The sequence below is a fragment of the Dactylosporangium sp. CS-047395 genome (genome assembly GCF_050942185.1).
Taxonomy (GTDB): Bacteria; Actinomycetota; Actinomycetes; order Mycobacteriales; family Micromonosporaceae; genus Dactylosporangium.
On the sequence record NZ_CP192015.1, the window covers coordinates 8246968 to 8258343 of the forward strand.

General features: G+C 72.8%; 8 protein-coding genes. 1 reads left to right on the plus strand and 7 read right to left on the minus strand.

Annotated elements, in window-relative coordinates; genetic code table 11:
- Nucleotides 1-85 precede the first annotated feature (85 nt).
- The 6 genes from ACQP00_RS38750 to ACQP00_RS38775 all read right to left on the minus strand — a co-directional run bounded on the left by ACQP00_RS38750 (nt 86) and on the right by ACQP00_RS38775 (nt 10125).
- Nucleotides 86-4990 carry a carbohydrate-binding protein gene (locus ACQP00_RS38750; protein WP_433205980.1) on the minus strand — a complete coding sequence of 1635 codons (4905 nt, stop codon included), beginning with the start codon at nt 4988-4990 and terminating at the stop codon, nt 86-88.
- Nucleotides 4987-5643, minus strand: coding sequence for a hypothetical protein (locus tag ACQP00_RS38755; protein WP_433205983.1), 657 nt, complete (start codon nt 5641-5643; stop codon nt 4987-4989). The genes ACQP00_RS38750 and ACQP00_RS38755 overlap by 4 nt, the downstream gene beginning before the upstream one ends.
- A 117-nt stretch (nt 5644-5760) precedes the next feature.
- Entirely contained in the window at nt 5761-6606 is an 846-nt protein-coding gene (locus ACQP00_RS38760; RefSeq protein WP_433205986.1) for a PIG-L deacetylase family protein, read from the minus strand.
- Between the two features lie 41 nt (nt 6607-6647).
- Nucleotides 6648-7724 carry an alanine racemase gene (locus ACQP00_RS38765; RefSeq protein WP_433205989.1) on the minus strand — a complete coding sequence of 359 codons (1077 nt, stop codon included), beginning with the start codon at nt 7722-7724 and terminating at the stop codon, nt 6648-6650.
- The gene (locus tag ACQP00_RS38770; RefSeq protein ID WP_433205992.1) at nt 7721-8557 is read right to left on the minus strand and encodes an amidohydrolase family protein; all 837 of its coding nucleotides are present in this window, start codon (nt 8555-8557) and stop codon (nt 7721-7723) included. Before ACQP00_RS38770 ends, ACQP00_RS38765 begins: the two co-directional genes overlap by 4 nt.
- Nucleotides 8554-10125, minus strand: coding sequence for an N-acyl-D-amino-acid deacylase family protein (locus tag ACQP00_RS38775; RefSeq protein WP_433205995.1), 1572 nt, complete (start codon nt 10123-10125; stop codon nt 8554-8556). The genes ACQP00_RS38770 and ACQP00_RS38775 overlap by 4 nt, the downstream gene beginning before the upstream one ends.
- Before the next feature lie 6 nt (nt 10126-10131).
- Between ACQP00_RS38775 and ACQP00_RS38780 the strand changes: the two genes are divergently transcribed.
- Nucleotides 10132-10512 (plus strand): RidA family protein, encoded by a 381-nt coding sequence (locus tag ACQP00_RS38780; protein WP_433205998.1) that lies wholly within the window; start codon nt 10132-10134, stop codon nt 10510-10512.
- On the opposite strand, the gene ACQP00_RS38785 is transcribed toward ACQP00_RS38780, so the two are convergent.
- A complete protein-coding gene (locus tag ACQP00_RS38785; protein WP_433206001.1) occupies nt 10509-11372 on the minus strand; it encodes an IclR family transcriptional regulator in 864 nt (287 codons plus the stop codon). The two genes, ACQP00_RS38780 and ACQP00_RS38785, sit on opposite strands and share 4 nt — an antisense overlap.
- Nucleotides 11373-11376 lie beyond the last annotated feature (4 nt).

The window sequence follows — 11376 nt, forward strand, 5'->3', positions numbered from 1 at the left end:
AGCCATCGTCGTTTCCACTGTCAAGTAACAGCGAAAACCGGCCGGGGCCCGCAGGCGCCCGGCCGGTTCCCCCTCTTGCGAGGTGCTAGCCGATCAGCTTCCAGGGACCGTTGGGGTCACCCGGGGTCTGGTTGCGGCTGTACCACCTGGCCTCGTACGTGTGGTTCGCGTACGAGACCCGAGCGCCGGCGTTGTACACCGTCGTCGGGGTCCAGGCCGCCGGGCCGCCGCCCGGCGCCGGTGGGGCGATCTCCTCCCACGGGCCGTTGGGGTCGCCGGGGGCCTGGTTGCGGGTCCACCAGCGGGCACGGAACTGCTTGTCCTGGTACGTCACCACGTCGCCGGTGTTGAAGATCCGCGACGCGGTCCAGAGGGCGGTGCCGTCCTCGGCGAGGGCCAGCTCCTGCCACGGGCCGTTCGGGTCGCCGGGCTTCTGGTTCTGGGTCCACCAGGAGGCCTGGTACACCTTCCCGTCGTACGTGACCCGCTCGTCGCCCTGGTACGCCCTGCTCGCGCTCCAGGCCGCCGGGGCGTTCACGACCACGCTCACGGTCGCCTGGGCGGCCGCGAAGGTGTCGGTGGCCGCGTACGTCGCGAGGAGCGTGTGGGTGCCGGGGGCCAGGCCGGGCGGCAGCTTGAAGACCGCCTGGTTGTTCTCCAGCGGCACGCTGCCGCGGACCTTGTCGCCCTCGCGCAGCTCGACCGGGCCGGCCACCGGCAGGCCCTCGGCGTCGGCCTTGACCGTGACGGTCGCCGCCGTGCCCCAGTTCACCGGGGCCGTGGTGGCCGCCAGGACCGGGGTGCCCTTGCCGGTGCGGAACACCGCGGGCTGGGCGACCGCGACGCCGCCGTCCGCGCCGGCCGCGGTGACGAGCCAGGCGTACGAGGTGGCCGGGGCCAGGCCGGTCCAGCTCACCGTGGCCGTGCCGCCCGCGGTCACCCGGTCGGTGCCGATCGTGCCGGCCGGGACGTACGCGGCCAGGGAGTCGGTCGCGAACGACGTCTTGCGGCTGGTGAGGTCGACCGGGAGGGTCAGGTTGTCCTCGGCGCCGTTGTAGCGCGGCTTGGTCTGGCTGCCGTCCTGGCGGATGTCGTACTCGGTCGCGCCGTAGTTGTGCAGGAACGGCGAGTACGTGTCGATGTGCATCACGGCCCGGTCGACGTCGAACTGCAGCAGGCGCAGGAAGCTCGCGCCGAACTGGAGCCGGTCGGCCGCCTTGTGGTCGGGCCGGCCGTCGCCGTTGACGTCGATGTTGCCCGCCGCGTCGACCAGCGTGGGCCACAGCTCCCCGGCCGGGACCGTGTAGAACTGGTAGTCCGCGAGCAGCTCGACGACGTCGTGGGCGACGGTGACGCCGACGCCGGTCTTGAGGTTGGTGCCGACGCCGTGCTCGTGGCCGGCGAGGACCAGGAACACGTTCGGGTTGGCCTCGACGACCTGCTTGTACAGCGGGGAGCCGTCCGGCGCCGAGAAGTCCGCGCCGCGCCCGTCGGGGTTGGTCGACGGCTTCAGGTAGTCGTGGGAGAGCAGGATGCCGTTGCGGTCCTTGTACTTCTTGAAGATCGAGTCGGCCCACTTCGCCTCCTGCGGGGTCACCCCGTAGGAGAGCCCGACCGCGACGAAGTCCAGCCCGCCGGCCGAGAACAGCACGTAGTTGTTCTGGTTGTCCCGACCGGGGGCGCCGTTCTGCTCGTCCCAGGCGTGGTACTCGGTGCCGGCCGGCCAGGACTTCGCCACGCCGTAGTAGCGGTCCGCGCTGAACGTCTTCGAGAAGCGGGAGTCGGGGCCGGTCTCGGCGCCGAGCTGGTCGTCGTGGTTGCCGGCGATGACCTGGTTGACCACGCCGTGGTCGTCGAGGATCTTCTGGTACCCCGAGGCGGCGGCCAGTTCCTTGTCGACCTGCTCGTTCAGGCCGGGCCGTTGCAGCGAGCCGTCCGCGTTCCTCGCGAGCGGGTCGTAGTAGTCGTTCTCGATGACGTCGCCGGTGTGCGCGGTGTAGGCGATCTTCCGCCCGGCCTGGTTGTCGGCGATCCACTGGGTGGTGTCGCGATAGGCCGCGGCCCAGATCGCCTGCTCCTCCGCCGTCTCGACGTCGGTGGCCTCGGCCTTGCCGTCCCAGTCGTCGTAGGTGCCGCCGGCGGCGCCCTCGGTCAGGTACTGCGTGTCCGTGAAGTGGGCGAGCGCGAAGTCGTAGCTGCCCGGGTCCTCGAAGTGGTCCTTGTCCTGCTGGGCGGTCGCGTCGCGGGGCGAGAGGTCGTCGGCGAACGGGTCCTCGCCGGTGACGAGAACGTGGACGGTGCCGCCGTCGCGGTAGCCGGCGCCGAGCTGGGCGGCCAGGACGGTCGCCCGCTCGGTCTGGCCGCGGGAGCTGGTCAGCACGACCCACTTCCCGGCGGCCGGGTCCCACACCCGCAGCGCCACGACCCGCTCGGGGTCGATGGTGCCCTCCCAGCGCAGGGTCGGGTCGGCGGCGGCGCCCACCGCGAGGTCGTACCGCTGGAAGACCACGTCCCGGCTGGACGGGGTGGCGAGCGTGCGCCCGTCGAGCGGCTGCAGCGAGCCGACGTCGACGGTGGTGTCGTGGGCGACGTCGAGCGCCGCCGGCACCGAGCTCGCGGTGCCCTGGTAGCCGCCGCTCGGCAGTACCATGTCGGCCTTGGTGAAGGTGGCCGTCAAGGGCACGCCGGCCGCGCCCGGCACCCTGGCCGACAGGTTCGCCGTCGGGCGGTTCGCGGTGCCGGTGACGCTCGCGGTCAGCTCGGCCGGCACGTCGGGGATGTCGGCGCTGGTGAAGTGGATCTCGCGGGTGGCCGCGTTGCCGAGCGTGTCGGCCGCGGTGACCGCGATGGTGTGCGCCCCGGCGGGCAGCCCGCGGCCGATCTGGTCGCCCTGCTTGACCGCCTTGCCGTCGAGCGTGATGACCGGCGTGCCGGCCACCCCGGTGGCGTCGGTGACGTTCACGACGAGCGCGACCGTCGAGGTGAGCCGCTGGCCCTCGGCCGGCACGCTCCGGGCGACCTGCGGGGCGGTGTTGTCGACGGTGAACGTGCGGGTCGAGGTCTTGTCCCCGACGACGGCGGTGATGGTGTGCCGGCCGTCGGCCAGCTTCGCGGTGTCGAGGTCGGCGCGGCGACCGGCAGCGCCGGCACCGGCGATGTCGAACAGGACCGTCTTGTCCAGCGTGGCGTTGAACGAGCTGCCGCAGGTGCCGTCGCCGACGTACACCGTGACCGGCGAACCGGCCGGATAGCTGGCCGAGCCGATGGTGACCGTGTTCTGCGCCGTCATCCGGGTCACCTGGGTGGCGGTGCCGGCCACCGGGGCGAGCTGGAAGTCGCGCAGCGTGAAGTCGTCGTAGTTGTCGCAGCCGCCGGGGTTGGCGCTGCCGTGGTCGCTGCCGGCCACGAACTCGAGGACGTTGACGCCGGGGACGAGCCACTCGTTGGGGAAGGCGAGGTCGGCGACCTCCTTCTCCCAGATGCCGAGGTCGAGCGGGATGCCGTTGATGAGCACCTTGTTGTCGAAGCCGCTGTCGGCGCCGTTGCCCCCGACGAACACCTTGAGGTGCGCGTCGCCGGCCGCGGCCAGGGTGTCGACCGTGCGCGTGGTGGGCGCGCCGGCGATGTCGAAGTGGAACTCGGCCTCCTTGTTGGCCCCGCAGGTGCCGTCGCCGAGGGCGAGCGAGGCGTCGGCCGTGGCCGCGCGGGTCTCGCCGGTCCACAGGTACGTGGTGCCGCGGGTGACGGTGCCCGCGGTGCCCGGCGCCAGGATCGGCGTCGCGGTGACCCGGAAGTCGTCGTGGTTGGCGCAGGTGGCCCCGGCCGCGGTCCCGTTGTAGTCGCCGGTCCTGACCCGGATGACGTTGTCGCCGTTGTGCAGGAAGCGGTTCGGGAACTTGAGGGCGACCGTCTCCTGCCCGGCGACGCCGTAGTCGCCGCCGAGGTCGACCCGGTTGCCGTTCACGAGTATGTAGTTGTGGTACTTGGCCTCGGCCGAGTTGCCGGCCTCGACGGTCAGCCCGAGGGTGGCGGTGCCGGCCGCGAGGGTCTCGGCGTTCTCGGCCGGCTGCCCGTCCACCGCCAGGGATGCCACCTCTCCGGTACCGCCGGTGAGCGCCGCGATGACCGGCCTGGCCCCCTTCACCAGGGCGCCGTCGGCCGGGGTGAGCGACGGGGCGCCGGCCGGGGCGTTGTTCACGGCGACCGCGGCCTTGGCGGTGGCGCCGGACCTCGTGGTGGCCGTGACCGTGTGCGCGCCGTTGGCCAGGGTGCGGGTGTCGAGGTCGGCGCCGAGCCCGGCCGTGCCGCCCGGCGTGCCGGAGACGACGAAGGTGAGGTCCTGGACGAGCAGGTGGGGCGAGCTGCCGCAGGTACCGTCGCCGAAGCTGTAGCTGAAGGAGTTCTGCTCGCCGTCGGCGACGACCCCGATCAGGCTGAGGCTCAGGCTGCTCAGCGGGAAGTCGTCGTAGTTGGGGCAGCGCAGGCCCTCGCCGTTGGGCAGCGTCTCCACCCCGGCGGCGGCCGTGTTGGTGGTGTCGACCCAGTTCGCGCCCGCGTGCACCGTGATGGTGTTGACGCCCGGGTGCAGCCAGTCGCCGGGGAAGTCGAGGACGCCGGCGCGGCCGCCGGGGATGTCCGGGAACCACACCCGCTCGCTGTCCGCGGTGTGCCCGTTGACGGTGATGTAGTTGTGGTACCGGGCCTCGGTACCGTTGCCGCCCATGTCGAACGCGAAGTGCGCGGTGCCCGCCGTCGGCTGGGCGGCCACCGGCGTCCCGTCGACGCTCAGCGCCACGACCGAGTCGTTCTCGATGGCCGGCTCGGCGTCGACCCTGACCGTGCCCTCGAGGGTCTGCCCGTCCCGCAGGTTGAGCACCGGCGCCCCGGTCGTCGGCGGCGCGTCAGCGGCCTGCGCGCCGGCCGGCCCGATCGCCACGACGGCCCCGCCGACCAGCGCGACGGCCAGCAGCCGCCGCAAGTGGTGCCTCATGATGCTCCTCCACGGATTCTCCGGATGACCAACACGACGACGCCGGCCAGCAGCAGCACGGCCCCGATCTGCCAAAAAGCGCTCAGGCCCAGGTGCTGCCCGGCGCTCGAGGACGGCCCGAGGGCCCAGTCGTGGGTGTCCGCGCCCTGGCGGTAGACGGTGCGCTCGCCGGCCGGACCCGTGGCCATCGTCTGGTACGCCGGGTTCAGGTCGGTCAAGGTGCGCACGCCGACGGTCGCGGTGCCGACCGGGGCGGGGCAGGTGTAGTCGATCGTCACGCCGCTCTTGGCGAGGTCGGCGGGGGCCTCGACGGCGCCGGTACACGACTCTCCGGCGCCGGAGACGGTGATCTGCCGCAGCAGGTAGGCGGCGAAGCGCGGCGACGGGCCGATCGCGGCGGCGTCGGCGTCGCGGTAGAAGACGGCGCCGTCGAGCATGACCCGGTCCTTGGGCAGCAGCCCGAGCGACACCCCGAGCAGCACCAGGTCGTCCAGGCCGCCGGCCTTCCAGCGCACGTGGACGACCTCGGGCCGGGCGCCGTCGGCGGCGATGGTGACCGTCTGCGGGTCGCCGAACGGGTGCGCGGACGCCGGCCCTGGGGAGATGACCAGGGCGGCGAGGCCCGCGGTGACGGCCGCGACGAGGCGCTTCAACGGGTACGACTCCGACGGTGCTGGGCGCGAGGCGTGCTGGGAGCAGGCTGCGCAGAGTCTGTCGGTCCCGCGGAAGCATCAGGCGACGGCGAGTTGAACAGCGATGATCAAGAATGCTTACGGCAGCGGGTACTCCTCGCGGAGGTTGATCCGGCTGTACTCCACGTGCCGCACCAGCGGGTCCGCCCGTTGCGCGGCGGCGGTGAGCGGCAGCGTGTCGTGGGTCTCGTTGTAGAGCCGGTAGAAGCCCTCGGCGAAGTTGACCCCGGCGGCCCGCCCGGCCTCGCCGTTGGCCGACTCGATGAGCTTGCGGGCGAACAGGCCCGCGTAACCCTGGCTGTCGAAGCAGTCCATGGCCGCCACCTTGCGCCCGACGACCGGCGTGATGTCCACGAACACGTCGTTGCGGACCCCGAACAGGCTCAGCCCGTCGATCGGGAACACCGGCAGCGAGGTCAGGAACACCTGCTTCACGTGGTACTCCGCCTGCCCGTCCAGGTTGCGCAGGTACGCACCCGCGCGGCCCAGGGCGGCCAGGACCGTCGTCGTCGCCACGGTGTGCGTGTTGGCGGCCATCACCGGGTTCTGCGGGTAGTCGCAGATGATGACGTCCGGCCGCTCGGCCGCGATCTGCTCGGCGACCGTCTCGACGAGGCCCTCGTGCAGGCCGGCCTCGCGGTCGTCGCGGTCGAGGGTGATGAGCCGGGAGATGCCGACGATCTCGGCCGCCCGCTCCAGCTCGCCCTTCTTGAACGCGATGATCTCGTCGAGGCCGGCCCCGGCGATGGCGTCGTCGGGCCGGTCCTTGCGCCACTCCTCGGCGTACCGGTTGGCGTGGATGCGGCCGCCGTGGGTCAGGATCAGCGCGACGATCTCATCGCCGGCGTCGGCGTGGCGGGCCAGCGTCCCGCCACAGTTGGTGATGGTGTCCGCGGGATGCGCGTAGATGGTCATGACCTTCATGGCGCAACTTCACGTGAAACACCGTTCCATGTCAACGGTTTCTAATAGCGGGCGGAAATCTCCCAGCGGTCGACGACCTGGTCGCCGCGTACGGCGTACAAGTGGCTCCACATGTTGGTGGTGCCGCAGGCGTGGTTCGGCACGATCCGCACGATGTCGCCGACGGACAGGTGGCCGTCGGGGTCGGCCAGGAAGCCGTGCTCCTCGTTGGCGTCGACGAAGCGGGCGTCCGAATCCAGGACCAGGCCGACCGAGCCCGCCGCGGCGATCGTGTCGGAGCTCATCGCCTTGATGCCGGCGTCGATGATCGGGCGCCCGGGCCGCTGGACCGAGACCACCCGGGCGAGGACGGTGAGCGCGCAGTCGTCGATGGTGCAGGAGCCGAGGCGGATCTGGTTGGCGTCGTAGTAGACGTAGGTGCCGGGGCGGCCCTCGGTGACGCCGGGCGCGAACGGGGCCGAGGTGGCGCCCGGGGTGGAGCCGACCGAGACGACCTCCATCGGGTGCCCGTCCGCGCGCAGCCCGTCGGCGAGCGAGGCCATCAGGGCGCCCGCCGTGCGTCCGGCCGCCTCCAGGGTCGGGCGGTCGGGCTGGGCGGCCAGGTGCCCCTCGTGGGTGAGCAGGCCGCGCAGCCGCAGGCCGGGCAGGGCGGCCAGGGTGGCGGCGACCTCCGGCACCCGCTCGGGGTCGACGCCGAGCCGGGCGTGGCCGGTGTTGACCTCCAGCACGAACGGCACCTCGACACCCGCCGCCGCCGCGGCGGCCGACAGGGGCGCGGCCGCCTCCAGCGAGTCCAGCGCGACGGTGAGGCCGCCCCGGCGGACCGAGTCGACGACGAATTCGACCTTGGGCGGGCCGACGGGCGCGTGCGCCCACAACAGGTCCGTGACGCCGGCCGCCTGCAGCCAGGCCACCTCGGCCGGGGTCGAGCAGGTCATGCCGAGCGCGCCGGCGGCGAGCTGACGCCGTACCACTTCGAGGCATTTGGAGGTTTTGGTGTGCGGGCGCAGACCCACTCCGGCCCCGGCGAACGCGTCCGCCATCCGCGCGATGTTGCGCTCCAGCTTGTCGAGGTCGACCAGCAGCGACGGGGTCGGTAACGCGCTGATCGCGGTCATCGGGCCAGCCCCAGCGCCGCGCGCGGGTCGCCGTCGATGAGCCACTCGATCGTCTCCGGCGCGATCGCGGGCAAGCCGCCCGGGCGCATGCCGGCCAGCTGGTGCAGCCCGTCCTTGGCCTCCGCCGGTGTCCACATCGGATAGTCCGAGCCGAACAGCAGCTTCGGTACCACGCCCCACTCCTGCGCGCGGACCAGCGCCATGAAGCCGTCGAGGGGCCGGGCCCAGGAGGCCGAGACGTCGCCGAACACGTTGCGGTTCTTGCGCAGCACGACGATGGTCTCGCGCTGCCACGGGTGCCCGAGGTGGGCGATGATCTGCTTGAGATCGGGGTGCCGGCGGGCCACGTCGTCGACGAGCAGCGGGTTGGACAGCTCCAGGCGCCCCTCGGGACTCGGCGTGGTGCCCATGTGCCAGAGCACGATGAGCCCGGCCTCGGTGGCGGCGCGGAAGAACGCGTCGTGGCGCTCCTCGCGCGGGTCGAAGTGGGCCAGCACGGGGTACAACTTGATGCCCTTGAGCCCGCGCGCGATGCCGTCGGCGAGCTGCTCCATGACGTCGGCGTCGGCGAGGTCGAGGGCCATGAAGCCGACGGTGTTCGTGCTGGTCCTCGCCACGAAGTCCTGGACGAACTCGTTCGGGGTGAGCACGCCGGCCCGGGTGGCCCGCATGCCGAAGACGAACGCGAGGTCGACGCCGGCCGCGGCCATCGCCTCGTCGTACTGCTCGGGCGTGCGGTCGGCGTACTCGTGGCCGTACACGGGCTGCCAGTTGCGGTGCCACTCGCAGCCCCAGTGCTCGGACAGGTGGCAGTGGGTGTGGACGTCGATCATCCGGTGGTTCCTCTCGTGCGGTGCAGGACCCGCCCCGCCCGCCTTCCCGTGTGCGTGCCGCCCACGACGGTCGGCACGCCGCCCACCAGCACCAGGTCGATGCCGGTGGCGAGCTGGTGCGGTGCGGTGAAGGTGGCGGTGTCGGCGATGGTGTCGGGGTCGAAGACGACGATGTCGGCCGGGGCGCCGGGGCGCAGCACGCCGAGCTGGGGCAGGCCGATGCGGCGGGCCGGCTCCGAGGTGCAGCGGCGGATCGCGTCGGGCAGGTCGTGGGCGTAGCGGTCGAGGTACCGCGGAAAACACCCGTAGCTGCGCGGGTGCGGGACCCCGGCACCGGTGATGCCGCCCGGGTCCAGGGCCAGCCCGTCCGAGGCGACCACGGCCGCCGGGTGGGACAGCACCGTGCGCAGGTCGTCCTCGCTGCGCCCGCCGGCGGTCATCATCGCGCCCTGGCCGAGCTCGGCGAGCAGGTCGAGGGCGGCGTCGGCCCCGCCGAGGTCGGCCAGGGTCCGGCCGACGACCGGGTCGGCGTCGCCCCGGCTGGTCCAGCTGACGGTGAGCTCGTCCCAGCCGGTGGGCCGGTCGACCCAGGCGTCCCTGACCCGGGCGCGGACGTCCGGCTCCCACAGCTTGGGCGCCCACACGTCGGCCCCGCCCTCCAGGGCCCAGGCCGGCAGCAGCTGGGAGAGGGGCGCGTTGCCGTGGACGTACGGATAGATGTCCACGCCGATCGCGCAGCCGTCCGCGTTGGCCGCGTCGACGAGGTCCAGCGCGCCGCGGACCGCGCCCCAGTTGCGCCGGCCGACCGCGGCCAGGTGCGAGATCTGCGTGCGGGCGCCGGTCGCGCGGGCCACCCGGACCGCCTGGGCGACGGAGTCGAGCAGCCCGTCGTCGTAGCTGCGCACGTGCCAGGTGAACACCGCACCGGCGGCAGCGACCACCCTTGCCAGGGCGACGAGCTCGTCCTCGCGGGCGTAGGTCAGCGGGGGGTACACCAGGCCGGTCGACAGCCCCAGCGCGCCCGCGTCGAGGGCGTCGGCGAGCAGTCCGCACATCCGGTCGAGCTCGTCCGGGCCGGCCGGGTGGTCGCCGAAGCCGCAGACCGCCGCGCGCAGCGGGACGTGGCCGACGAGGGCGGCGACGTTGACGGACGGGCGGGCGCGTTCGACGGCGGCGAGGTACCCGGGCAGGTCCCGCCACGCGAAGGCGATCGCCGGGTCGAGGTCCAGGTAGCTCACGGCCTGCCGGATCGCCTCGACGTCGGCGCCGGGCGGCAGCGGGGCGACGCCGAGGCCGCAGTTGCCGACGACCTCGGTGGTGACGCCCTGGTGCACCTTGCTGCGCGCCTCGGGCGCGGACAGCAGGGTGAGGTCGGAGTGGGTGTGCAGGTCCACGAATCCCGGGCAGACCACCCGGCTTTCGGCTTGGACGACGACGTCGCCGGTGAGCCCGGTGCCGATCGCCAGGACCGCGCCGTCGCGAATCAGGACGTCGGCGGCGAACCCGGGCGCGCCGGTGCCGTCGAGGACCGTGCCGCCCTGGAGCAGCAACGTGGAATGTGATTCCATGTCGGCATGATCGAACGTTTCCACCCTGACTCCTTCGCCCCCGTCACCGTTCCGCTGTCACACGGCACGAAGGCCGGCGACTTCGTCTTCGTGTCCGGGCAGGTCGCCACGACCGCCGACGGCTCCATCTACCTCGGCGACTTCGAGACCGAGGTGAACCAGACCCTGGACAACGTCGAGGCGGTGCTCGCCGCGGCCGGGGCCCGGCCCGACCAGATCGTGAAGATCAACGCGTTCCTGTCGAACGGGACGCTCTTCGCGCCGTTCAACGAGATCTACGCCCGCCGCTTCGGGGCTGCGCCGCCCGCCCGCACCACGGTCGTCGTGGCGTTCGGCCGCGGCGACGTGCGCGTGGAGGTCGAGGCGATCGCGTACGTCGGACACTAGTGTTTTCCGGCGGGGCGCAGGGATCGGTGCACGATCCGCAGCGCCGCGGTGAAGTCGGGGTCGTCGGACATGGCTTTGGCGACCTCGTCCAGCGCGGCGACGTACTCCTGCTGCTTCTGGGCCGTGAACTCCCCCGCCGGGCCCGACACGCTGACCGCGGCGAGCAGTTCGCCGCCGATGCGCACGCCGACCGCCACGCAGCGCAGCCCGGCGCTGCGCTCGTGGTCGTCCAGGGCGTAGCCGCGCTTGGCCGTGCGCTTGAGGTCCCTGCGCAGGTCCGCGACCGTGGTCACGGTGTTCTCGGCGAAGGACGGGAACGGCTCGGCCGGCAGCAGCGCGGCGAGGTCGTCGTCGGGCAGTTCGGAAAGCAGCATCTTGCCCAGGCCGGTGCAGTACGTGTGGTCGCGCGCCCCGATCGCGGTGGTGAAGCGCAGCGGCCGGTCCGGCTCGGCGACGCAGATGTGCAGCACCTGGTCGCCGTCGAGCACGCCCAGGTTCGCGGTCTGCCCGGTGCTCAGCGCCACCGGGCGCAGGTAGGCCTCGGCGACCACGGTCAGGTCCAGCGAGGAGATGTAGGCGCTGGCCAGGCGCTGGACCTTGTGGCCCAGGCGGTACGAGGGGCGCTCGTCGACCCGGACCACGTACTCCATCTCCGCCAGCACCGCCAGCAGCCGCACCAGGGTGCTCTTGGGCAGGGCGGTGCTCTCGCTGAGGTCGTTGACGGTCAGCGGCTCCTGCTCGGCGGCGAGCATCTCCAGCAGCGCGAGGCCCCGCGCGAGGGCGTTGGCGTGGTAGTTCGCCGACGCGGGCCTGGTGTCGTCGACGGGCACCGGGCGGGCGGTGCGGGTGGTGCGGGCCATGGCG

Excerpts from the sequence above, each read along its gene's own strand:
- ACQP00_RS38750 (WP_433205980.1), bottom strand. The coding sequence starts at position 4,990 with ATGAGGCACCACTTGCGGCGGCTGCTGGCCGTCGCGCTGGTCGGCGGG.
- ACQP00_RS38760 (WP_433205986.1), bottom strand. The coding sequence starts at position 6,606 with ATGAAGGTCATGACCATCTACGCGCATCCCGCGGACACCATCACCAAC.
- ACQP00_RS38765 (WP_433205989.1), bottom strand. The coding sequence starts at position 7,724 with ATGACCGCGATCAGCGCGTTACCGACCCCGTCGCTGCTGGTCGACCTC.
- ACQP00_RS38770 (WP_433205992.1), bottom strand. The coding sequence starts at position 8,557 with ATGATCGACGTCCACACCCACTGCCACCTGTCCGAGCACTGGGGCTGC.
- ACQP00_RS38775 (WP_433205995.1), bottom strand. The coding sequence starts at position 10,125 with ATGGAATCACATTCCACGTTGCTGCTCCAGGGCGGCACGGTCCTCGAC.
- ACQP00_RS38780 (WP_433205998.1), top strand. The coding sequence starts at position 10,132 with ATGATCGAACGTTTCCACCCTGACTCCTTCGCCCCCGTCACCGTTCCG.
- ACQP00_RS38785 (WP_433206001.1), bottom strand. The coding sequence starts at position 11,372 with ATGGCCCGCACCACCCGCACCGCCCGCCCGGTGCCCGTCGACGACACC.